This window comes from Nocardia exalbida NBRC 100660, from assembly GCF_000308575.1.
Taxonomy (GTDB): Bacteria; Actinomycetota; Actinomycetes; order Mycobacteriales; family Mycobacteriaceae; genus Nocardia; species Nocardia exalbida.
The window spans coordinates 114712-137866 of record NZ_BAFZ01000089.1 but is presented as its reverse complement, the minus strand read 5'-3'; the positions used below and the strand labels follow the sequence as shown (position 1 = coordinate 137866).

At 69.4% G+C, this 23155-nt stretch carries 21 protein-coding genes and 1 pseudogene; 12 read left to right on the top strand and 10 right to left on the bottom strand.

The annotated features are described in order from the left end of the window. Positions 1-133: 133 nt before the first annotated feature. Together ON29_RS21465 and ON29_RS21460 are read left to right on the top strand one after the other, a co-directional pair. On the top strand, positions 134-1096 hold the full coding sequence (locus tag ON29_RS21465) for a GlxA family transcriptional regulator (protein WP_040868845.1): 963 nt from the start codon (positions 134-136) through the stop codon (positions 1094-1096). A gap of 106 nt (positions 1097-1202) precedes the next feature. After that, positions 1203-1817 carry a dihydrofolate reductase family protein gene (locus ON29_RS21460; RefSeq protein ID WP_040868844.1) on the top strand — a complete coding sequence of 205 codons (615 nt, stop codon included), beginning with the start codon at positions 1203-1205 and terminating at the stop codon, positions 1815-1817. A gap of 38 nt (positions 1818-1855) precedes the next feature. Here ON29_RS21460 and ON29_RS21455 read toward each other — a convergent pair whose 3' ends face one another. The 4 genes from ON29_RS21455 to ON29_RS21435 all read right to left on the bottom strand — a co-directional run bounded on the left by ON29_RS21455 (position 1856) and on the right by ON29_RS21435 (position 6036). Next, positions 1856-2785 (bottom strand): hypothetical protein, encoded by a 930-nt coding sequence (locus ON29_RS21455; RefSeq protein WP_083863954.1) that lies wholly within the window; start codon positions 2783-2785, stop codon positions 1856-1858. A 229-nt stretch (positions 2786-3014) separates the two neighbouring features. After that, positions 3015-3563 carry a thioredoxin family protein gene (locus ON29_RS21445; RefSeq protein WP_040868841.1) on the bottom strand — a complete coding sequence of 183 codons (549 nt, stop codon included), beginning with the start codon at positions 3561-3563 and terminating at the stop codon, positions 3015-3017. Between the two features lie 84 nt (positions 3564-3647). Continuing rightward, a complete protein-coding gene (locus ON29_RS21440; RefSeq protein ID WP_040868839.1) occupies positions 3648-4607 on the bottom strand; it encodes a threonine/serine dehydratase in 960 nt (319 codons plus the stop codon). 34 nt (positions 4608-4641) lie between these two features. Next, positions 4642-6036, bottom strand: a complete 1395-nt coding sequence (locus tag ON29_RS21435) for a bifunctional lysylphosphatidylglycerol flippase/synthetase MprF (protein ID WP_245549050.1) — start codon at positions 6034-6036, stop codon at positions 4642-4644. Positions 6037-6757: 721 nt separating this feature from the next. Here ON29_RS21435 and ON29_RS21430 point away from each other — a divergent pair. Then, entirely contained in the window at positions 6758-7240 is a 483-nt protein-coding gene (locus ON29_RS21430; RefSeq protein ID WP_157172848.1) for a hypothetical protein, read from the top strand. Between the two features lie 16 nt (positions 7241-7256). Here ON29_RS21430 and ON29_RS21425 read toward each other — a convergent pair whose 3' ends face one another. Further along, on the bottom strand, positions 7257-8423 hold the full coding sequence (locus tag ON29_RS21425; protein WP_040868835.1) for an FAD-dependent monooxygenase: 1167 nt from the start codon (positions 8421-8423) through the stop codon (positions 7257-7259). A gap of 87 nt (positions 8424-8510) precedes the next feature. On the opposite strand from ON29_RS21425, the gene ON29_RS21420 reads away from it, so the two are divergent. Both ON29_RS21420 and ON29_RS21415 read left to right on the top strand, forming a co-directional pair. Next, complete coding sequence (locus ON29_RS21420) at positions 8511-9212, top strand: TetR family transcriptional regulator (RefSeq protein ID WP_040868834.1); 702 nt, start codon at positions 8511-8513, stop codon at positions 9210-9212. Positions 9213-9286: 74 nt separating this feature from the next. Further along, on the top strand, positions 9287-9991 hold the full coding sequence (locus ON29_RS21415; protein ID WP_040868833.1) for a helix-turn-helix domain-containing protein: 705 nt from the start codon (positions 9287-9289) through the stop codon (positions 9989-9991). A 115-nt stretch (positions 9992-10106) separates the two neighbouring features. On the opposite strand, the gene ON29_RS21410 is transcribed toward ON29_RS21415, so the two are convergent. The 3 genes from ON29_RS21410 to ON29_RS21400 form a co-directional block, all read right to left on the bottom strand. Next, positions 10107-10511, bottom strand: a complete 405-nt coding sequence (locus tag ON29_RS21410; protein WP_040868831.1) for a VOC family protein — start codon at positions 10509-10511, stop codon at positions 10107-10109. A gap of 54 nt (positions 10512-10565) precedes the next feature. Next, a complete protein-coding gene (locus ON29_RS21405; protein WP_040868829.1) occupies positions 10566-10979 on the bottom strand; it encodes an arsenate reductase ArsC in 414 nt (137 codons plus the stop codon). Positions 10980-11548: 569 nt separating this feature from the next. Further along, on the bottom strand, positions 11549-12460 hold the full coding sequence (locus ON29_RS21400) for an oxygenase MpaB family protein (protein WP_051175438.1): 912 nt from the start codon (positions 12458-12460) through the stop codon (positions 11549-11551). Between the two features lie 111 nt (positions 12461-12571). Here ON29_RS21400 and ON29_RS21395 point away from each other — a divergent pair, with 111 nt between their 5' ends. Beyond that, complete coding sequence (locus ON29_RS21395; RefSeq protein ID WP_040868827.1) at positions 12572-13318, top strand: SIR2 family NAD-dependent protein deacylase; 747 nt, start codon at positions 12572-12574, stop codon at positions 13316-13318. A gap of 30 nt (positions 13319-13348) precedes the next feature. On the opposite strand, the gene ON29_RS21390 is transcribed toward ON29_RS21395, so the two are convergent. Together ON29_RS21390 and ON29_RS21385 are read right to left on the bottom strand one after the other, a co-directional pair. After that, positions 13349-14647 carry a D-arabinono-1,4-lactone oxidase gene (locus tag ON29_RS21390; RefSeq protein WP_040868825.1) on the bottom strand — a complete coding sequence of 433 codons (1299 nt, stop codon included), beginning with the start codon at positions 14645-14647 and terminating at the stop codon, positions 13349-13351. Between the two features lie 54 nt (positions 14648-14701). Continuing rightward, positions 14702-15382: a TetR/AcrR family transcriptional regulator gene (locus ON29_RS21385; RefSeq protein WP_040868824.1), complete on the bottom strand. Its 681-nt coding sequence runs from the start codon at positions 15380-15382 to the stop codon at positions 14702-14704. Between the two features lie 117 nt (positions 15383-15499). On the opposite strand from ON29_RS21385, the gene ON29_RS21380 reads away from it, so the two are divergent. From ON29_RS21380 to ON29_RS21355, 6 genes and pseudogenes are all read left to right on the top strand, one after another. Further along, entirely contained in the window at positions 15500-16999 is a 1500-nt protein-coding gene (locus tag ON29_RS21380; RefSeq protein ID WP_040868823.1) for an MFS transporter, read from the top strand. A gap of 705 nt (positions 17000-17704) precedes the next feature. Then, positions 17705-18067: a DUF190 domain-containing protein gene (locus ON29_RS21375; RefSeq protein ID WP_051175437.1), complete on the top strand. Its 363-nt coding sequence runs from the start codon at positions 17705-17707 to the stop codon at positions 18065-18067. Beyond that, positions 18064-18351 (top strand): hypothetical protein, encoded by a 288-nt coding sequence (locus tag ON29_RS21370; protein ID WP_040868822.1) that lies wholly within the window; start codon positions 18064-18066, stop codon positions 18349-18351. Before ON29_RS21375 ends, ON29_RS21370 begins: the two co-directional genes overlap by 4 nt. Positions 18352-18398: 47 nt before the next feature. Continuing rightward, entirely contained in the window at positions 18399-20042 is a 1644-nt protein-coding gene (pgm, locus tag ON29_RS21365) for a phosphoglucomutase (alpha-D-glucose-1,6-bisphosphate-dependent) (protein ID WP_040868821.1), read from the top strand. After that, positions 20032-21231 (top strand): annotated as a pseudogene (locus ON29_RS21360) (MFS transporter); the annotation flags it as partial. The gene pgm and the pseudogene ON29_RS21360, both read left to right, overlap by 11 nt. Positions 21232-21895: 664 nt before the next feature. Beyond that, on the top strand, positions 21896-22597 hold the full coding sequence (locus ON29_RS21355) for a DsbA family protein (RefSeq protein ID WP_051175436.1): 702 nt from the start codon (positions 21896-21898) through the stop codon (positions 22595-22597). Positions 22598-23155 lie beyond the last annotated feature (558 nt).

The window sequence follows — 23155 nt, the reverse complement described above, 5'->3', positions numbered from 1 at the left end:
GATCTGACGCGGGCGAAATTGGCGAAAGTGCCATATATCGCTCGATTCTCGCCAAGGGCGGTGAAATGCGGATATTCGGCAGAGGCCATTTCGGCGCATTGGCTGAAAACAGCCGGATGCCTAAACTATCGCCATGCACACCGTGGCAGTCCTCGCGCTGGACCAGGTGATCGCGTTCGATCTGGCCACGCCGGTGGAAGTGTTCGGGCGCACCTGTCTCCCCGATGGCAGGCCCGCCTATCGCGTGCTGGTCTGCGCGGGCACCCCGACGGTCGACGCGGGGCCGTTCACGATGCGAGCCCCGCGCGGGCTCGACGCGCTGGGCGAAGCCGACACGATCGTGCTGCCCGGCTGCGCCGACCCGGCCCTTCCGGTGCCGGACGAGGTGCTCGAGGCGCTGCGCCGCGCCGCGGCCGCGGGCACCCGTCTCGCGTCGATCTGCTCCGGCGCCTTCATCCTGGCGGCGACCGGATTGCTGGACGGGCACCGCGCGACCACGCACTGGCTCGCCGCCGCGGACCTCGCGGCCCGCTACCCGGACATCGACGTGGACCCCGACGTGCTGTACGTGGACAACGGCTCGCTGCTCACCTCGGCGGGCGCCGCGGCCGGAATCGATCTGTGCCTGCACATGATCCGCCGGGACTACGGCTCGGCGGTCGCGGCCGACGCGGCCAGGAAGTCGGTCGTCCCGCTGGAGCGGGAAGGGGGGCAGGCGCAGTTCATCGTGCACGACCAGCCGCCGACGCCGCGCGGCTCGGCGCTGGAGCCGGTGCTGCGGTGGATCCAGGACAACTCCGCGCGGGATCTCACCCTCGACGACATCGCCGCCCAGGCCGGGATGAGCACCCGCACGCTCAACCGGCGGTTCCGCGAGCACACCGGGACCACGCCCCTTCAGTGGCTGCTGCGCGCGCGAATCCGGCAAGCCCAGCATCTGCTCGAAGCCACCAGCCATCCGGTCGATCGGATCGCGGGCCAGGTCGGCTTCGGCTCGCCCACCGCGTTCCGCGACCGCTTCAAGCGGGTGGTCGGCACGAGTCCGCACAACTATCGCGCGGCATTTCACGGCTCCGATGCGAACCTGTCCGGCTAGCGTGCCGGACGGGGCGCCGCGACGGCGGCCGCGCCGACCGATGAGTTCTCGCGCGTCGTCCCGTCGGATCAAGCGACATCGCAACACCGATCCAGGAGCAACGCACATGAGGAAAATCACCGCCGGCCTGTTCATCGCCCTCGACGGCGTCATCGAGGACCCGCAGGACTGGCACTTCCCCTACTTCGACGACGCCATGGGCGCGGCGGTCGACGCCCAGCTCGGCGCCGCCGACACCCTGTTGCTCGGCCGCAAGACCTACGACAGTTTCGCGGGCGCGTGGCCGGAGCGCGAAGCGGCGGGCGGCCCGGACGCGGCGTTCGCGAAGAAATTGGGCGACGCGCGCAAGATCGTGGTTACCCGGCAGGATCTCGACTTCACCTGGCGCAACTCCGAAGTGATCGACGGCGATCTGATCGACGCGGTGACGGCGCTGAAGAACGAGCCCGGCGGTGACATCGGCATGAGCGGCTCGGTCTCGGTGGTCCGTCAGCTCCTGGCCGCCGGTCTGCTCGACGAGTTGCACCTGCTGGTGCACCCGATCGCGGTCGGGAAGGGCGATCGCCTGTTCCAGGACGGCGCGGCCACGGTCCCGCTGCGCCTGCTGTCCTCGGAGACCTTCCCCACCGGCGTGCTGCATCTGGTCTACACCCGCGACGAGGCCGCGTCCACCGCGTCCTACGACGACGCGAAAGCCCATCTGTCGCAGGGCGTTCAGTAGGCGTCGTCGCCGTCCGGTCGGCCCGTCGTGGTGAATCCCTAGTGCCCCAGCGCTTTCGCGACGATGCCCCCCGTGACGGCTTTGATGAGATAGCTGGTCGAGTCGTGTGGCGACGCGCCGTTGTCGAAATGCTGTTCGGTGACCGGGATGACGCCGCTGCCGGGGTACGGCGGAAAGAACGAAGTGAGGTCGAGGTGTGCCGCCACGAGGTCGTCCTCGTCGACCAAGTTGTGCCATTCCGTCACCGATTTCGGCACGGTGCTCGGCTGGGGGCGCAGCCGGTCGTACACGACCGAGCGCAACCCGAGCGGCGAGCCCATGGTCAGCAGGGTCACCGGATGGCCGGTGCGGTGCAGCGCCTCGTAGGCCACCACGCTGCCCAGCGAGTGCGCGACGACCAGGCGGGTGTCGGGACCGACCTGGTCGAGCACTTGCTGCTGGGCGTATTCCCGCACGTCGTCGTCGGTGAAATACCGGGCGACCTGGGACAGGGCGCGGATGACGAACTTCTGCGCCAATCCGAAACCGAACGGCGCGAACCAGCGCAACCGCATCAGCGCGTTGAGCGCGGGCCGCAGTCTCGCCTGCGCTCCCTGCGCCACCGCGTCCGGCGGCGGGGGAGTGCCGAGGCGACGGGCCGTCGCCCGATCACGCTCGTCGCCCGCGTGCGCGGCGGCCGTCGCCAGCCACTCGGCGGCGAGCTGTTCCATCAGGTCGAGCTGGGCGTCGTCGGGTTCGATCCCCGCGCCCTGCGCGCCCTCGACGAGGAAACGATTGCCGTAGAAGGCCATCCGGGTCGACAAGTCGCCGGGAGAACCGTTGCGCCACAAGCGGTCCGCCAGCTCCGGGGCGCCGTGGTTGCGGACGCCGCCCGCGAGTCCGGGCAACCAGCGCGCCTCCAAGGTGTCGGCCGACTCCTGTTCCTGCGCGATGCCGTGTACAAGGACGATCGTCGCCAATGTCCCCACCCCTTTCGATCCCCGGTGTCGCCGAACAGTGTCCCTCATCGCGGCCTGTTCGTCAGCACGGTTCTCTTTGGCAAAGCATCGCGCGCCGTGCGGCTGGCCGCCACCGCCCAGCGGGCCCGGACCGTGGTGGAACCGGGGAACTTCGGAGAATTCGCCAGATTGTCGGCCGCCGTGCCGCAGCTGGCGTGGCGCAGTGCGATCCGTCGGGTCCGCGCACGCGGGAAGATGCTCAGGCGTCCCGCCACTTGATCGAGCAACCCATGCTCGGCCGGTGCGGTTCGGGGACGGGCCCGCCCGCCAGCACGGCTTCGACGGCCGTGCGCAAGTCGTTCCCGGTCAGCGGCTTCCCGTTTCCGGGCGTCGATTCGTCGAAGGCGCCGCGGTAGGCGAGCCGGAGGTTCGCGTCGTAGAGGAAGAAGTCGGGAGTGCACGCGGCGCGAAAGGCCCGGCCCACGTGCTGCTGCTCGTCGACGAGATAGGGGAAGGTCCAGCCCGCGCGGATCGCTTGGTCGCGCAGCCGCAGCGGTGCGTCGTCCGGGTAGGCGGACGCGTCGTTGGTGCAGATCGCCACGGTGGGCATGGACGGCAGGGAATCGACCAGTTCGCCGAGCGCCGCCTCGATGTGCTTGACGTAGGGGCAGTGGTTACACGCGAAGACGACCAGCAGTCCGGGGCCGTCCGCGAAATCGTCCCGGGAGTAGATCCGCTGGTCGAGGTCGGGAAGCGAGAAGTCGGGTAGCGCTGTGCCGATGGGGACCATGTGTGAGGTATGCGCCATGGTGTGCCTTCCGTCGGGATCGCAGAGGACAGCGGGAGCCTAACCCCGTGTCGTCCGATTCGCCGGAAATACGACGCTGAGCCGTCAGTCGGCGTGGCGGCCGTCCGAACCGGCCAGATCGGACGGATCGGTGTTCGCTCCGCACAGCACCACACATACGCGTTGGCCCGGGCTCGGCCGGAACGCGGGCTCGTCGCCGAGGATCGCCGCCACGGCGGTCGCCGCACCGTGCTCGACGGCGATGCGGCGCTCCTCCCACAGCTCGCGGCGCGCTGCGACGATCGCGGCGTCCTCCACGAGCACCGACGCCACGTCGTAGTGCCGCGCGGCCGCCAGCGCCAGTTCCGAGGCCCGCCGGGCGCCGAGCGAGTCGGCGGCGACCGAGTCGACCTCCACGTCGACGACCTTCCCGGCCGCGATCGCGGCATGCAGCGCGCGGCAACGGGCGGGCTCCACGGCGACGGTCCGGACACCGTAGTGATCGGCGGCGGTGGCCACACCCGAGAACAGCCCGCCGCCGCCCACGGCGACCACGACGGCCCCGAGATCCGGGATCCGCTCGCGGATCTCCGTCATCAGCGTGCCCGCGCCCGCGGCGATGAGCGGGTGGTCGTAGGCGTGGGAGAGCAGGGCGCCGGTGGTGTCGGCGAATTCGCGACTGGCCGCGAGCGCGTCGGCGTATTGCGTCCCCACCAGATGGACGTCGGCGCCGTAGGAGTCGAGCCGGTCCACCTTGACCCGCGGGGCGGTGGCCGGCAGGAACACCGTGGCCGGAATCCCCTGACTGCGGGCTGCCCACGCGCAGGCGAGTCCGGCGTTGCCGCCCGAGGCGATCGTCACGCCCACCCGTGGGAGCGTGCCGTTCTCGCGATGCGCGAGCAAGAAGTTGAGCGCGCCGCGGGACTTGAAGCTCCCGGTGTGCTGGAGGAACTCCAGCGCGAACCACAGTTCACCCGCCTGGTCGGCCTGCACCACCGCCACCGGCCTGACCAGTCCGCTCACCCGTTGGGCGGCGGCCTTCACGTCGCTGTGGGTCAGTTCCACGCGGGCTCCTCGGGACACGGTCGGGCGCCGCCGCTCAGTACTCGCGGCGATGCGGGACGAACTCCAGGGTGAGCAGGGCGGCGGCCGCGATCACCACCTCCCGCCAGCGGACCAGGACGTAGCGCTCATGCGACAGCGCGTGGAACTTCCGCAGGAAGCGGTAGAGCGATTCCAGCCGGATCAGCGGATCGGCCAGGTGTGCCAGCACATAGAACAGGGTGGCGGTGCGCGATTTGTCCTTTTCGGCGAACAGTTCCGGGAACGGCGCGAAGGCCAGGGAGATCCGCTGGATGTCATGCGCCGCGGCGTAGTCGACCAAGTCGACGATCATGCGTTCATCCAGGCCGTTGGGCGCGTCCTTGCGCCGCCACGGGACGTCCAGGCTCAGTTCCCGCCCGCGCCCGGAAATGCCGTAGCGCTGGAAGCCGACCGGACTGCCGTCCGCGTCGTTGGCGATGACCACCAGCATGTTCGGATTCCGCCCGTCGAGCAGATGGTCCAGGATCATCGAGAAGCCACGGGTCTGCCTGCCGCGACGCCATTCGTCGACGATGGCCAGCAATTCCTCGCGCCGCGCAGGGGGGAGGGCGGACTCGTACACCACCTCGGTGGTGACGCCGAAATTCCTGGTGCGGCTCACGGCTTGGCGCAGGTTGCGGTACTTGCGTCCGACGAGGTTGAACTCCTCCACGTCGATCGCCACGTCGCGGCCGATCGGCACCGCGCGCAGTCCACGATGCTCGAGTGCCCACACCTGCCACAGCTCGGCCAGTTCCGGGCCGGCGCCCAGCACGGCGACGCGCCAGCCATGGTTGACCGCGAAGTCGGAGAACGCCGCGACCAGTTCGGGGAATGCCGCGCGATCGCCGATCGGGTCGCCCGCGACGACGGCGATGCCGAAGCGGGTGCGGTAGCCGATGGCGGCGGTCGAGGACGCGTTGAAGAAATAGGACTTGGACGAGTGCAGGGCGAAGGGAGCCAGCGGGTCGTCCTCGGTGCGGCCGACCAGTTCGGCCACCCGATACACCTCGCCTGGCTGCGGTCTACCGGTGCGCGGCAGCACCACGACGAAACCGGTGGCGGCCAGCAGGACGAATCCGGCGTCGGCATGCTCGGCGCGGTAGGCGAGATGCGCGACGGCCAGCACCAGCACCGCGGCGGTGACGTGCGGAAGCGTGATCGGCCTGCGCAGGTGCAGTCCGCGCGCGACGAACACCCCGGACAGCGCGAGCCCGACGAACCAGCCGTGGTCGGCGCCCTCTTGCGAGGTCATGTTCGACTCGTAGGCCAGGATCACCGCGATCAGCAGCGCCATCGTGATCAGTGCGGCGCGCGTGCCGGGGGTGGTGGTGAAGGCGGCTGCCCGATAGCCGCCGAGCGTGGTGGCGCGCAGCGTGCGCGAGCTGGAGGTTCCCTGACCGTCAGGCACGATCGAGCTCCGCCCTACCCTCGTGCTCCGTTACCCACGACAGCTTCGCCATGGTGGTCCTCCACATGATCGCCTACCGAACACACTATGCGGCCCCCCTGGTCCAGGGGAAACACCTTTTCGAAACCAGCCGGTAGGCGGCACGAACCAAGGCATCACAGACCAACGGCGCCCCACGGCAAACATCGGACGAATCTTGTCTATTCCTTCGTCGCCGAAGTGATCGGGTTGAGAGCGCGAACGGGCGCGGAGGAGTCGCGGGTCGGCGTCGGTGGGCGAGACGGTCGATTCGCAAAGGGTGCGCCGTGCTGCGTGCCGGGTGGCCCACGGACGTGGAGTGAACCCCCGGCGGTGTCGCTGGCGGCTGCGGGCGGTGCCATCCGCTGGCGCGGCACAGACGCGTCCTGATCGGCGGCGTGGAACGGTTCCGATCGCGGCCAGTGGTGCGAGAGAGGCGAACTTCGAGCGCGTCCCTCGTGTGCGCGAGGATTGCCTGAATGTCGGCAGAGGCCCATGGCGGAGAATCTGAAATTCAACCCTATTTCCTTCTCCGGCGAGCGCTTTCGGACATTTGCGGTCGAATTGCCGATTTATCGGCGTGTATCCGCGCTTTTCCTCTTTCCCGTTGTCATGCTCAGTGCCTGGCTGCTCCGAACCAACCGCCTGATGAGTGGGCGCGACGAGAGGTCCGACTGTGAAACTGAGCTGGATGGTGATTCCCGTGCTGGTCACCGCCGCTGTGTCCGGATGTTCCGACGATACTTCGGCGAGTGAGGCGGCGACCGTGACGAGTACCGTCGCCGCCCCGAGCGTTCCGGCGACGACGACCGGGGCGCGCGACGAGGAAGTGGCGGACAGCGGTATCAGGATATTGCTGGGCGAATCGAAGAAAGTCCCGGTGCCCCCCGACGTGGTGCTCGATATTCGAGCGCCTGCCGCATGGGGACAGGCTGCCAACGGGATTCGCTGCACGGTGACCGATAGTTCAGGGCGGAATGAAGATCTGCGCTCGTCGGACGCGAAGAAGACCGAGACGTTCGGCGGGACGGAGTGGGTGACGGTGTGGACGTTCTCCTCCGTGCCGAACAGCGACGTCACCGTGGGCTGCCGGGACCCGGAATCGAAGATCGCCGCGGATAATCGTGAGCCGTACCTGCGCGTCGTGCCGCGCGTGATCGTCCCGATCGCTGCGCCGCAGCGCTGATCTGCGGCCGCCCCCCTCAGGCGGCGCGCACCGCGACCGGCCGGTAGACCCGGGACGCCAGCGTCTGGAGCACCATCAGGCGGGTCAGCTGGTTGCGCAGCCAGATGTGGCCGCCCGTGGCCGGAATCAGCATGGAACTGCTCGCCCGTACCGAGCGCTGTGCCCGCAGTACCGTGGGCCGCAGAGCTTGTTCATAGCGGTGGAAGGCGATCCGATGGTCGCCGCCCGCTGCGGCGAGTTCCGTCGCGAGCAGGTGCGCGCCTTCGATGGCCAGTGCCGCGCCCGCGCCGGACAGCAGGGTCGCGCAGTACCCGGCGTCACCGACCAGGGCGACCCGTCCGCTCGACCAGGCAGGCAGGCGGACCTGGCTCACCGCGTCGAAGTAGAAGCCGTCGTCGGCGGTGGCCTGCTCGAGCAACGCGGGCACCTGCCAGGCTCGGTCGTCGAAATACGCGCTCAGCAGGGCTTTCTGGGCGTTCTCGTCGCGGTGGTCGACATCCAGCACGCGAGCCTCCCGGAAGGCGAAGAACGCCGTGGCGCCGTCGTGCGCCCCCGATCGGTAGACGCCCGCCACCTTTCCCGGCGTGTTGTAGAGCGTCACCGCGTGCGGGCGTCCGAGACCGGCGTCGACGCGGGCGGTGGCGAAGTACACGCCGAGGTGATGCAGCGCGTCGGCTTCCGGCGTGACGGCCAGATTCCTGGTCCGCGAATGCAGTCCGTCGGCGCCGATCACCAGGTCGAACTCGGCCTGCTCGCCGCTGTCGAAGGTCACCTCCACGGCGTCCGGGCGCTGGGTGATCGCGGCGATCGAATCGCCGAAAGTGAACTCGACGTCGTCGGCGGTCGCTTCGTAGAGCACTTGGGCCAGGTCGCCGCGCATGATCTCGATGTCTCCGTCGGCGTTGAAGACGCGCGTGCTCATCCCGGCGACGCGGCGATCGGCCGCGTCGACGAACGTCAGCTCGCGGATGTCGGTGGCCCGTTCGCGCAACGTCGGCAGTACGCCCATCCGCTCCGCGATCCGTACCGAGGACCCCCGGATGTCGACGCCGTTGCCGCCTGGGCGCAGCGCCGGGCTGCGCTCGACGACGGTGGGCCGGAAGCCGTTGCGCACCAGCCAGTACGCGAGCGTCGGTCCGGCGATGCTCGCGCCGGAGATGAGGATGCGGGGATCGTGCGCCATGGGTGCCTCCGTTGTATCGACTGACCGTTGGTCAGTCACGAATGTAAGACACTGACCACCGGTCAGTCAACGGGTAGGATCCGAGACGTGAGCGACGAGACGACGACCCGCGCGCGCATCCTCGAGGTGGCCATGGACCTGTTCGGGACGCATGGTTATCACCGCACCTCGGTGCGCGCGATCGCCGAGCAACTGGGCATTTCCAAGGCGGGTGTGCTCTATCACTATCCGAGCAAGTACGACATCCTCGCGGGCTTGGCGGAGCCGTTCCTCGCGGCGATGGAGCGCACGGTCGCCGAGGCGGGCGATCCCGATCCGTGCGAGGCGCGCCGCCGGGTGGTCGAAGGGCTGCTCGACGTCTTCCTCGCCCATCGCTACCTGCTGCGGCTCAACGTCCGCGATCTGGCGCTGGCCGCTCCCGGTAGCATCTTCGAGCGCTTCAGCAAGGTCATGATGCAGGCGAACATCCTGGTCGCGGGCCCGGACGCCAGCTTCGCCGAGCGCGTTCGCGCCACCCAGGCGGTGGCGGGGCTCAGCGACCCGGTGGTGCTGTACGCCGAGGCTCCGGTCGACCAGTTGCGTTCGGAGGTGCTGGAAGGGGTGCGTCTGTTGTTGGCGCCCACGGACCGGACGCCGCCCGCGGCCACGTCCAGGGGGCGGCCGGTGGCACTGACCCCGCAGCAGGTCGAACTCGCGCGGCGGCGGCACGACGCGGAGGGGCGCGGCGTCGCCGAAATCGCCAGGGAACTCGGTGTCTCCCGGGCAACGCTCTACCGCTATCTCAAATAACGGCATATTTTGAGACAATATTTTTGAGACGCCGTGCGCGCATGGTCGGTGGCCCGGAGGGTAGCGTCGGTGTCATGAACGATGCCGCCTACCGCGAGCGGCCGTCGCGGTACGAGGGCGCCGTGTTGTGGATCAAGACCGTCGATGGCGGTGGCGCGGCGCTGCCGGTGCTACCCGACGGCTGCATGGATCTGATCTGGATGGACGGCCGGCTGGTCGTCGCGGGGCCGGATACCCGCGCCCACCACCCCGGTGGAATCCAAGGTGATCGGTACGTCGGCGTCCGGTTCTTTCCGGGGACCGCGCCCGCGTGGCTGGGCGTTCCGGCGCGCGAGTTGCGGAACCGGCGGGTCGAGTTGGCTCAGCTGTGGCCATCGGCTGTGGTCCGGCCGCTGGTCGATCGGATCGCGGCCGCCGACGATCAGGCGGCAGCGCTGGAACGCGTCGTGCGGTGGCGCGCGGCCGAGACCGAGCCGGCCGATCCGCTCATCCGGAAGGTGGTCGGCGCGCTCGACGCCGGATGGCCGGTGGCGGCGGTCGCCGACGCGGCCGGACTGGCGGAACGGACCTTGCACCGCCGTTCCCTGGACGCCTTCGGCTACGGCCCGAAAACCCTTGCGAGGGTATTGCGTCTGCAACGCGCGCTGGCGGCGGCCCGCAGCGGCGTGCCGCTCGCCGACACCGCGATGCGGGCCGGATTCGCCGACCAAGCGCACCTCTCCCGCGAGGTGCGCGCGCTGGCTGGAATTCCATTGGGCGGCCTGCTCGCCGAGTCGTGACCACGTCGACGCGCGCGCAGGCTGGTCGCTGTCCCGGGACGCGTCGGACCGGTCGAGACGGCGTACGCGGCGGATGTCGTCGGGAAGCGTGTCCGGCTCGTCTCGCGCCGTGCGTTCAGCCGCTCGCGGCCGGAAGGGCGGCGTACAGGTCGACGCCGTTGCCATCCGGGTCCTGCACCACCGCGTAGCGCTGCCCCCAGAACGCGTCCCACGGTTTCAGCTCACCGTGATACCCGGCATCCACGAGTTCGGCGTACACGGCGTCGACTTCCGTGGGATCGGCACAGCGAAAAGCGACTGCGAGACGGCCCGCGCCGGCCGGGGGCCGCCACCCGGTGTGGAACGACTCGATGACGGCTTCGGTGTCCAGGGTGAGCCGCATGCCGTTGGGTAGCGCCGCCTCGGCATGCCCTTCCTGCTCGGAGCCCTCCGGGAAGGCGAGCCCGAGGCGGCGGTAGAAGGCCACCGAGGCGGCCATATCGCTGACGACGATGCCGATGACGTCGAGTTGTGGTGTCATACCGGCAGCGTAGGCAGCGGCGTGCGGGCGCGTCTTGAACGAATCGGACAGCGCCTAGCGTGCGGGCGCGGGGACCAATTCGGCGATGAGGTTCTCCACCAGGATGCGGATGTGGTCGCGGATGGTGCGCACCACGTCGAGGGACTGGTCCGCGGGGTCCGGCAGCATCCAGTCGCGGTAGCTGATACCGGGGAAGAACGGGCAGGCGTCGCCCGCGCCCATGGTGACCACCACGTCGGAGATGCCGATCGCGTCCATCGTGAGCGGCTTGGGGGCGTGGCCGGAGATGTCGATGCCGATCTCGGCCATGGCGTCCACCACCGTGGCGTTCAGGGCCTCGGCCGGCGCGCTGCCCGCCGATCGCACGTCGAACCGGTCACCCGCGAGGGCGGTGAGGAACCCGGCAGCCATCTGCGAGCGGCCCGCGTTGTGCTCGCAGACGAACAGCACACTGGGCTTGTGGGACATGGGAACGCCTTTCGATGTGCAAGGTGGAGCATAAGTGTGCTGGCCGTCCGGCCGCGGTGAACCGAAACGCTTTCCTAGCGTACGAGATACGTATACCAGCGCGCCGCGAAGCGTTACGGCGCGACGTGCTCTCGCGGGTGCGCGCGTACCGCGACCGCAGGTCACAGGCCCGAATCCGTTATCACGCAGCATTTGCGGCGCCTCGGGCTGCCGGAGCACGGGAGTGGACTGGACGGTAATGCGACGAGGATGTACGGCAGGGCGCGACCGGCAAGCGCGCCGCCACGATCCGCATGTCGCCGCAGCGACTGTCGAACGCGAAATTTCGCCACGCGCAGGGCCACGCGTCGCATTGATGCGCCGCGCTCCGCTGTCGAGGAATACGTGGCGCGGTCAGTGCGGCGCGGTTCGACCGCTATGTCGCGTCACGAAAGACCGGCTCCGAGTTCGCGGCCAACACGCGTACCCCGGTCGACGAGGGTCGACCGGGGTACGGACAGTGTCGGCGAATGCGATCGGGTCGCCCCGGCCCACCGACCGTGGTCACCCGAAGCGTTTTCCGGGAAGGATCAGATCGGACGCAGGTCGATCATCTTGCGCAGCCGCTGCCGGTCGCGTTCCAGGCGGCGTGCTTCGTAGGCGATCGGGAAGTAGCGCAGGCGCTCCGGCAGCAGCGGGACCAGTCGCGCGATCAGCCGGCCGAGCACGCGCAGCTTGCGTTCGTCGGCCGCGGTCCAGGTCAGCCCGAGCTTGCGCCGCGCGACCTCGGGCGTGGTGCCGACCGTCACGAAGTACTGGAGCCAGCCGATCGGCGCGACCGCCGCCTTCCAGGCGGGATGCAGCGCGCGCGGCAGCTGCTTCGGCGGAGCGACGGAGCGGATCACCCGCAGGTAATCGCGCGCGGTGTCGGTGGCGACCAGGTGGTTGGCGACGGTGTCTTCGAAGAACTTCTCGAACTCGGTGTAGTTCGCGGGGATCTCCTTGGGCGCCACCGAGAAATTGCGCAACAGCTGCAACGTCTCCTGGAAGTACGCCTCTTTGTCCGCCGCGGTGAGCGGGCGCTTGGCGAAGTACTTGGCGCTCTCGGTGAAGGCGAAGGTTCCGGTGTGCAGCACCCAGGCCCACGGGGCGCTCGACAGCGCGGTGTGCCGGACGCCGTTGGCGTCGGTGGTGTTCAGCGACGCGTGCAGCTCGCGAAGGCGGTCGGCCTCGGCGAGCGCTTCCTCGCCGCCGTAGACCCACATCATCACCGACGCCAGGCTGCGCATCGCGCGGCCCATGGGATCGGTGCGGAAGGTGGAGTACTCGTCCACCACCGCGGAGATGGTCGGCTCCATGGTTTGCAGCAGGAAGGCCGAGCCAGCCGTGAGGGAGAAGGTGACCAGACCGGTCTGCTCCCACATCTGTGTCCCCGGTTCGATCGGGCGGCGGGGCGGCAGCGTTCGCGCGCCGGTGGATTCGCGTGCGACGGACGCGGTCATCGTGATCTCCCTTGATCGGCCGAACTCAATACAATGAGATGATAACCCTACAAGTCTCTCATCGTCTATCCATGATCGGCGATCTGGGCGCTGCCCTTAGGCTGTCCGGATATGACGACCGAGTGGCGCAGTCGTGGCGGCCGGATCGGGGTGCTCACGGGCGCGGGCATCTCCACCGATTCCGGCATCCCGGATTTCCGCGGCCCGCGCGGGGTATGGACGAAGGATCCGATCGCCGAATTGCTGTCGACCTATCAGAACTATGTGGCCGACCCCGGCCTGCGGGAACGCGCGTGGCTCGCCAGACGGGACAATCCGGCCTGGCAGGCCGTACCCAACGCCGCGCACAATGCCCTCGCCGACCTGGAGCGCGCCGGGCGGGCGGTCACCATCATCACCCAGAACATCGATCGCCTGCATCAGCGGGCGGGGTCTTCGCCGGAGCGGGTGATCGAGATCCACGGCAACATGTTCGAGGTGGTCTGCATCGAGTGCGACTACCAGACCTCGATGTCCGCCACCTTGGAACGGGTGGCCGCGGGTGAGCCCGACCCGCCGTGTCCCGGCTGCGGCGGCATCCTCAAGTCGGCCACCGTGATGTTCGGTCAGCAGATGGACCGCCGCACCATGACCAAGGCCGCGCTCACCGCGCAGACGAGCGACGTCTTCCTGGCGATCGGCACGTCGTTGCAGGTCGAGCCCGCCGCGTCGATGTGCTCGATCGCGGTGGAGAACGGCGCGGATCTGGTCATCGTGAACGCCGAGCCGACGCCCTACGACGACATGGCCACCGAGATCATCCGCGAACCCATCGGCACGGCCGTGCCCCGCCTGGTCGCGGAGATTCTCGCCGCGTGACCGCCGCGGCGCTCGTGCGGTGAGCCGGGTTCAGCCGACCGGTCCGAGCACCCGGTCGAGGTAGGGATTGGCGAAACGCCCCTTCGGATCGAAGCGCCGCCGCACCTCGGCGAACCGATCCCAGTCGGGATAGCGGTCCCGCAGGGTCGCCGCGGTCTGGAAGTGGCGTTTGCCCCAGTGCGGGCGGCCCTGGTAGCGGTCGAACACCGCTTCGCAGGCGCGGAAGTACGGCTCGAAGTCCATGCCCCGGTATTGGTGCACCGCGATGTAGCAGGTGTCGCGGCCGCCCGCAGGGGACAGGAACGCGTCGTCGGGTGCGACCCACCGCACCTCGATGGGCATCGGGGTGTCGAAACGAGTGGTCAGTTCCTTGATCTCGCGGATCGCGTCGACGGAATGCGCGCGCGGGATGGCGTACTCCATCTCGGTGAAGCGAATCAGGCGGGGCGAGGCGAACACCCGGTAGGAGCGGTCCACCTGACGCCGGTAGCTGCCCGCGTAGGCGGCGCTGCGCTGGATGAAGGGGACCAGGCGCGGTTGCCTGCGGCTCACTCTGCACAGCGCGTCGAACAGGTGATTGGACATCAGGATGTCGGCGAACCAGTCCACCGCCTTGGGGCGCGGCTGCTCGGGCAGGGTCACGCGGTTGTTGCGCTTGGTCATGGCCAGCGGACTGTGCGCGAACATGTAGAACTCGAAATGGTCGTTGCCGTCGACGAACGAATCCAGGTCCGCGAGCACCTCCTCCACCGGGATCGGCCGTTCGACGCCCTCCAGCACGAACGACGGCGCCATCCGCAGGGTCACGGCGGTGACGACACCCAGTGCTCCGATGCCGACCCGCGCCGCCCGCCAGCCGTCGGGATCGGTGTGCTCGTTCAGTTCCACCCGGGTGCCGTCCGCCTGCGTCAATTCCAGCGAATGCACCGCGGCGGAGAGGTTCTGCAAGGTGGCGCCCGTGCCGTGGGTGGCGGTGGCGATAGCGCCCGCGACGGTCTGCACATCGATGTCGCCCAGGTTCGGGAAGGCGAGGCCGTGCTCATGCAGGGCGGTGCTGGCCGCGTTCAGGCTGATGCCCGCCTCCACCCGCACCAGGCCGCTCGCCCGGTCGACATCGAGGACGCGGTTCAGCTTCGCCAGGCTCAGCAGCGTGCCGTCGGTCAGGACGGCGTCGGTGAACGAATGACCGGTGCCGGCGACCCGCACGGTCCGGCCGGCGGCTTCGGCGTCGGCGAGCAGGCCGGCCAATTCCTCGACGGAGCGCGGTGTGGCGATGATCGCGGGCGCACACTGTTGATCGCCTGCCCAGTTCACCCACGAGTTGGTCATGTGACCAACTTTACGGGAGCGAACGTGACGTGCGCTACTTACGGTGCGATTTCGCTACCGCTTGCGCCAGCCGCAGGTCAGATGCTGCTTGGCGTGCTCGACCTCGGCGTCGGTCAGCGGGGGGACGTCGAGATGCCTGCGCGGCGTGCCGTCGCTTCGCAGGCCGTTCAACATGATGGCCATATACCGCTGCCAGACATCGGGATTGACCGGCTTGGCGAACTCGGCGAGCCCGTCGACCATGTGCACGAGCGCGAAGAAGTCCGAGGGCTCGATGCCGTCGGCGAGCACGCCCGCGTCGCGCGCGCGAGCGCAGATGGCGGTCACGGTGGGCTTGATGCGATCGCGCACGACCGCGAACCGGTCGGTCTCGTCGTCCTCGAGTTCGAGCATGACCTCGCTGAAGCCGCGGTTGGTGGCCATGTGCCTGCACGCGTACTCGAAGAATTCGACGAGTCCGAACCAGGGGTCGGGATGTCGGTAGGCGGCCTCGGCCGCGTCGGCGAAATCATTCAGGTTCTGGTCGAAGACCTCGACGATCAGTTCCTTCTTGTTCGCGAAGCGGCGATAGACCGTACCGACACCCACGCCCGCGCGTTCGGCCACGTCGTCGAGCGTGATCTCGAGTCCGTGGTCGGCGAACAGTTCCCGCGCCGCGGCGATGATGCGCTGCTGATTGCGTGCGGCATCGGCCCGCAGACGCCGGGGTGGAGAGGCGACCGTGGCGTGATTCACACCGTCATTCTACCAACCTCGGGGATTAACCGGAGGCGTTGTCTCCGTTATCGTGATAACTTCTTCGGGTAAGCGGAGGAGTTTCCTCCGGATCAAGGCTAGAGACAAAGGGGACACATGACTACCGCCATCGACCGCGGGGCCCCCGCCCCTGAGCAGGCGGGCAGCGAGCGGCGCGGCTCGCACGCCCTCCGCTGGTGGGTGCTCGCCGTCCTCGGTGTCGCCCAGCTGATGGTCGTGCTCGACGCGACCGTGGTGAACATCGCGCTGCCCGCCGCGCAGGCGGATCTCGGCTTCAGCGACGGCGACCGCTCCTGGGTGGTCACCGGCTACGCGCTGGCGTTCGGCAGCCTGCTGCTGCTCGGCGGACGCCTCAGCGACCTGTTCGGCAGGCGCAACACCTTCATCATCGGCCTGGTCGGCTTCGCGGTCGCCTCCGCCATCGGTGGCGCGGCCACCAGCTTCGAGATGCTGGTCGCCGCCCGGGTCGGGCAGGGTGTCTTCGGCGCGCTGCTGGCGCCCGCCGCTCTCTCGCTGCTCACGGTGACCTTCACCGAGCCGTCCGAGCGGGCTAAGGCGTTCGGCATCTTCGGTGCCGTCGCGGGCACCGGCGGCGCGATCGGGCTGCTGCTCGGCGGCGCGCTCACCGAATGGGCCTCGTGGCGCTGGGTGATGTTCGTCAACCTCGCCTTCGCGGCCGTCGCTCTGGTCGGCGCGGTACTGCTGCTGGCCAAGCACGCGAGCACCGAGCGGCCCAAGCTCGACATCCCCGGCACGCTCGTGGTCACCGCCGGTCTGTTCGGCATCGTCTACGGGTTCTCGCACGCGGAGTCGGACGGATGGACCAACGGCGTCACCCTCGCGTTCCTGCTCGGCGGCGCGGCGCTGATCGCGGTGTTCGCCTGGCTGGAGACCCGGGTCGCGCACCCGCTGCTTCCCATGCGGATCGTGCTCGACCGGATGCGCGGCACCTCCTACCTGACGGTGTTCGTCATGGGCATCGGGATGTTCGCGATCTTCCTGTTCCTCACCTACTACATGCAGCTCACCCTGGGCTACTCGCCGATCATGACCGGCGCCGCGTTCCTGCCGATGGTCGCCGCCATGGTGGCCTCCTCGACCACCGCGCCGTCGCTGCTGCTGCCGAAGCTCGGCCCGAAGATCGTGGTCAGCGGCGGCTTCCTTATCGCGGCGGCGGGCATGGCCTGGCTGACCCGGATCGGCTTGGACACCGGCTACGCCAGCCACATCCTGCCCGCCCTGATCCTGCTCGGTCTCGGCCTCGGTGGCGCGATGGCGATCGCCTTCCAGGGCGCCACCTCGGGTGTGCAGCACGAGGACGCGGGTGTGGCCTCGGCCATGATCAACACCAGCCAGCAGGTCGGCGGCTCGATCGGCACGGCGTTGCTGAGCACGATCGCGGCGTCCGCGGCCACCGACTACCTGTCCACCCGCACACCGGATCCGCTGTCCATCGCCCAGTCCGCGATCGAGAGCTACACCACCAGTTTCTGGTGGGCCACGGCGATCTTCGTGGCAGGCGGCATCCTCACCGCGGTGCTGATGCCGAGCACGGTGCCGGTGCCCGCCGAGGGAGAACCGGTACTCGCGCACTGATCGGAGTGCGCCACCGGCTATCCGGTTCCGTATCGCACGGCCGCCGCTCCCGCGACCTCGTCGCAGGGGCGGCGGCCGTCGTCGTCGGACCGCACGGCGCGCGATCCGCTTCGGCGGTGAGCGCGGCGAGACGCACGCGTCGTACCCGGGCCGAATCTGTGCTCCGCGATTGCCGATCGGCCGCTCCCGGCGTGCGAGTGCCGTGTCGAGGATGAGCCCTTCCGTCCGCTGCCGCCGTCCGAATCAGGGTTGTCCACGGTGCCGCTCGGCGTCGCGCGGACTCGCGCCGCTCGTCCGCCGCGCAAGCAAAGTGCTCCATAATCACCGTTATCGGTGCAAAATTACAAGGTAAGTAGATGCGGCGGGCTGTGCCGCGAGCGGTCCCCTTTCCGACCTACGCGGTAAATATCATGGGATGCTTTGCACGTCGGAATCCGCGAGGGTTCCGGCCGCTCATGCGTGGGTAGCCAAGAGACTGCTGCGCACCCTTCTCGGCATCGGCGCACCCGGCGGTCGCACCACCCTCTCCACCCCACCCGCGGGGTTCGTAGACTCCTCGGACCGGGCGCGGCGCTCCCCGCGCTCGGCCGCCTCGGGGAGTGGCGGTGGTGCGGCCGGGACGGCGGAGCCCGGCGGGCATGGCACGGTGGTTACCTGGTTCGGCTCTGCGATCGACGGGAACGGCACGACGGAAGGGGGCAGGCAATGAGTGGTTCGCAAACGGGCGCTGCCACGGCGGGACGATGGCGGCCCGCCGCACGGCTCACCGTGCTGCTCGACGAGGACGACAAATGGCGGCACGCGCCCCTGTATCACGAGATCGTGCGCCGGGCCAGAGATACCGGCCTGGCGGGAGCCAGCGTGTGGCGTGGCATCGAGGGCTACGGTGCGTCCGCGCACGTGCACACCACCCGGATCCTCGACGTCGCCGACCACCTTCCGTTATTGCTGATGCTGGTCGACGAGCCGGAACGCCTGCGCGCCTTCGTCGAGCGGAATGCCGAGCTGTTCGCGTCGGTCAACGTCACCTTGGTGCCGGTGGACCAGTGGCAGGAAGGTGAGCGATGACCAGACGCGGCAAGCCCGGCGGAACCGCCGTAGCCCCTGTGGCCGCAGCGGGTTTCACCTCGCCGCCGCTGTCACACGCGGCGGCCGTTACCATTGTCGGTTCGGCGCGGCTCGGCAATCTGAGCGGCGCGTCGGCGGGCGATCGGCCGCTCGCCGCCGCGGAAGCAGGCTTCCGCACCGTGCCGACCACGTTCGACATGTACGGCTACGAGAGGTTCCGGCGGGTGGCCGACGTGAACGACGTGGCCGTGGGGTCGGCGGTGGCCGGGTGGTCGTGGACATGATCCTCATGACGAGCCGGGCGCAGCCGATACGGAAGGGAGACCCGAGCATGGCCCACGATCGAGCCGGGCGTTCCGCACGTCCCACCGATCTGGAAGACATCGCGCACCTGGTGACGGCGTACTACAGCCGTGTTCCGGACGCGGCGGATCCGGCCCAGCGGGTGGCGTTCGGAACGTCGGGACATCGCGGCTCCAGTCTGGACGGCGCCTTCAACGAGGCGCACATCCTGGCGATCACACAGTCGATCGTGGAGTACCGCGCCACCCGGGGCATCACCGGCCCGGTCTATCTCGCCAGGGATACCCACGCCCTGTCCGAGCCCGCCTGGACCACCGCGCTCGAGGTGCTCGCCGCCAACGACGTCACCGCGGTGATCGATGCGCGCGACCGCTACACCCCCACGCCCGCGCTCAGTCACGCTGTGCTGCGCCACAATCGGGGCGGCGCCAAGCATCAGGCCGACGGCATTGTGGTCACCCCGTCGCACAACCCGCCTCGCGACGGCGGCTTCAAATACAACCCGCCGCACGGCGGCCCGGCGGACAACACGGCCACCGACGCCATCGCCGCGCGCGCGAACGAACTGCTGCGCGACGGGCTCACCGGGGTCAAGCGCACCACGTTGCAGCGGGCGCTGGCCGACGGCGTGGAACGCTACGACTACCTCGGCAACTACATCGACGACCTGCCCAACGTGCTGAACCTGGACGCGATCCGCGGCGCGGGCATCCGGCTCGGCGCCGACCCGATGGGCGGCGCCAGCGTCGACTACTGGGAGGAGATCGGCCAGCGCTACGATCTCGAGCTCGAGGTGGTCAATCCGTTCGTGGATCCCACCTGGCGGTTCATGACCCTCGACAGCGACGGCAAGATCCGGATGGATCCGTCCTCCCGCTACGCGATGGCCTCGCTGATCGGGATCAAGGACGACTACGACATCTCCACCGGCAACGACGCCGACGCCGACCGGCACGGCATCGTCACGCCCGACGGCGGGTTGATGAATCCGAACCACTTCCTCGCGGTGGCCATCGAATACCTGGTCGCCAACCGGATGGGGTGGGATGCGCTGACCAAGATCGGCAAGACCGCGGTGACCTCGTCGATGATCGACCGGGTCGTCTCCGTGCTCGGGCGCGATGTGCACGAGGTGCCCGTCGGATTCAAGTTCTTCGTTCCCGGATTGTTCAGCGGCAGCCTGGCATTCGGCGGGGAGGAGAGCGCGGGCGCGTCGTTCCTGCGGATGGACGGCACGGTCTGGACCACCGACAAGGACGGCATCCTGCTCGCGCTGCTGGCCGGCGAGATCGCCGCGGTCACCGGCCAGAGCCCGTCGGCGCGCTACGTCGAACTCGAACGCCGCTACGGCAGCCCCGCCTACGCGCGGATCGACGCACCCGCCACCGTGGAACAGAAAGAACTGCTCGCGAAGTTGACTCCGGACATGATCACGACGAAGGAGATCGCCGGGGAGCCCGTCACCGCCGTGCTCACCAGGGCGCGGGGCAACGGCGCGCCACTGGGCGGCCTGAAGGTGACCACCGAGAACGCGTGGTTCGCCGCCCGCCCCTCCGGCACCGAGGACAAGTACAAGATCTACGCGGAGTCGTTCCACGGACCCGAGCACCTCGCCGAGGTGCAGACGGCCGCGGAGGAATTGGTGGGGCAGGCGCTGTCCGGTGACCGGTAGATCCAAGCCCCTGCCCAGCGAGATCTGGGTGCTGGTCGGGGGCGCGTTCGTCATCGCCATCGGGTTCGGCCTGGTCGCCCCGGTGCTGCCGCAGTTCGCGCGCGGATTCGGCGTCGGCGTGGCGGCCGCCTCGGCCATCGTCTCCGCGTTCGCGCTGATGCGGTTGCTGTTCGCACCCGTGAGCGGGCGGCTGGTGCAGCGGCTGGGGGAGCGCTCGGTCTACCTCGGCGGGCTGCTGATCGTCGCGGCGTCCACCGGCGCGAGCGCCCTGGCCCAGAGCTACTGGCAGCTCATGGTGCTGCGGTCGCTCGGCGGCATCGGCTCGACCATGTTCACCGTATCGTCGCTGGCGCTGGTCATCCGGATGTCGCCGCCCGAACAGCGCGGCCGGGTCTCGGGACTGTGGTCGACCAGTTTCCTGGTCGGCTCGGTGAGCGGGCCGCTGGTGGGCGGCGGGTTGTCCGGGCTCGGCCTGCGCTGGCCGTTCGTCATCTACGCCGTGGCGCTGTTCGTCGTCAGCGTCGTGGTGTACTTCAGCCTGCGCAATTCGGAGTTGGCCGCGCCGGAGCCGGTCGGCGGCGCCCGCATGATGTCCTTCCGCGAGGGCTGGGCGCGGCCGGAGTACCGGGCGGTGCTGCTGTCGAACTTCGCCAACGGAGCCGCCGTGTTCGGTGTCCGGATGGCTCTGGTGCCGCTGCTCGTCGTCGAGGTGCTGCACCAAGCGCCGGGTATGGCCGGTGTCGCGTTGACGGTGTTCGCCGCGGGCAACGTCACGGTGCTGTTCGCCGCGGGGCGGCTGTCCGACCGGTGGGGACGGAAACCGTTCGTGATCAGCGGCTCGCTGGTGTGCGCGGTCGGCACGGCGGGGCTCGGCCTGGCCACCGACCTTCCCTGGCTGCTCGCCACCTCGTTCCTGGCCGGGCTCGGTTCCGGCATGTTCACCCCCACCCAGCAGGCGGCCGTCGCCGACATCATCGGCCCCAAGGCGCGCGGCGGGCCGGTGCTGGCCGGTTTCCAGATGGCCGCCGACCTCGGCACCGTCATCGGACCGGTCGCCGTCGGAGCCCTGGCCCAGCAGGTGTCCTACGGTCTCGCGCTCGGCGTGACCGGCGCCCTGCTCGCGGTTGCGGCGCTCGTCTGGGCTGTCGTGCCCGAGCCGCTGCGGCGGGGGGTTCCCGCTCACTCGGAGATGCCGTCCGAACGCTCCGCAGGAGCGGACGATGCCGGGCGCCAATCGGCACGGATCGACCGTGCGCTGAACGAAGTGTCCGGCGCGCCGGTCGCCGACAGTCCGGTGCCCGTGGTGGCCGAGCCCATGGCGGTTCCGGGAGAGGGTTCGGCGGATCCGCAAGTCGTGGTTGATCGGCGGGAGTCGGTGACGGACGGTGTTGCGACGGTGGCGGAGTCCGACGGACCGTCGGGCTGTCCCCCGGCCGGGATCGGCGATCACCGCGGTGCGGCAGCCGACGCCAGACCTGGGCGGACCGCGCCGGCCACCGCGGTCGTCGACTCCGACGAGGCGGAATATCCGCCGGGGCGCCCGATGTCCCGCGGCAAACGTCGGCGACCGGAGCGGCGTGCCCGCCGCAAGCGCTGAGCACTGTAGTCCGGACGGGCGGTGCTACGGGCCGGGCGCAGCTGGGGCGTAGCGCGAGGTAATCGGCGGCGCGGTCCGTCCGCGCGTCGCGGAGCCCGCGGACAGAACCGTTGGGTGGCCCGGGCGGGGGACTTGCCGGGGGCTCCGCTCAGTGTGCGCGCGGCCGTCGGATCGGTGGCCCGGCGGCGGGAACGGTGGTTCGTTGCGGCAAAGTGTCAATGTGAGCGAATCGCGTTCGAACTACACTCCACGGCCGATGTCCAGCGCGACCACCTATGCGCTCGGTGCGGTCGCTCTCGTGCTGATCGTGCTCATCGTCATCGCGGCGATCCGCTGGGGGCGAGACGACGCGGCCGTCCGCAACGACGGCTACGGTTCGGTGCGGGACCCCGCCGTGCACTCGATGCTCGAGCAGAACGGTTCGATCCTGCTCGGCCGCCCGGACGCGAAGAAGACCATCGACATCTTCGAGGACCCGCTGTGTCCCGGCTGCGGCAGTCTGGAGCGCATCTACGGCCAGGAGATCGCGCAGCAGATCGATGCGGGCGCGCTGGCCGTGCGCTATCGCCTGGTGAACTTCCTCGACGGCCGCTCCCGGAGCAAGGACTACTCGACGCGCGCGGTCGCCGCGAACCAGTGTGTGGCCGAGGCGGGTTCGGGGCCGGTCTACTCCAAGTTCCACACCGAACTGTTCACCACGAAGCGTCCCAGCGAAGGCGGCGCCGACCTGAGCAACGAGGAACTCGCCGCGATCGCGGGCGACGCCGGAGCCGCCGATCCCGTGCGGCAATGCATCGCGACCGGTAGCAAGGTCGATTCCGCGCGCAACACCGCGATGGCGCAGACCGCGGCGCTCGGCGAAGTGCTGGGTGGCTCCGCGGCCACCCCCGCGGTGTTCGACGGGACGAGGAAAGTCGACACCAACGACGAGAACTGGGTGGTTTCGCTCGCCGGTTGAGCGGGACCGCAGTCGCTGCGCGCGAGTGCATAGCTGACATCACGCCGGGCACCTCCCGACCTCGGACACAGCAGACCTTCACCAGTTGCATCAACGGCTGTCGGCGGCATCCGCCCATGGGGAAGAGGGCATAGGCGCGGTAACCGACTCACGCCCGTACCCGGCAAGACCGGTGATCTTGTCCTTCCGGCGGGGCCGTCGCCGGATGCCGCCTCGGCAAGGCAGTCGAGCCCCTCGTGACCCGGCAGCTTCTACGGCGAACGGAAGGGCCGGAACGCCGACTCCACCAAATCGACGCCCCGGCCCACTCGACGGCACGACCCGACATCCCCAGCCCCCGAGATCGCCGCTCGCCGAGTTTTCAGTTGGCCTGGGGCCGGGCAGCGGCTCCACCTGCCGCTGCCCGGCCCGCGCACTCGACAGCGCGATCCGGCCCCCTGTCCCTAGACCGCACCTCGAGGTGTCTCACATCCGCTCCGACTCCCATCGGGGAGCCGGACAATCGAAACGAGCAAACCAGCAACCCCATCTGCTCTGGCCGTTCCGAGCGTCCGACCG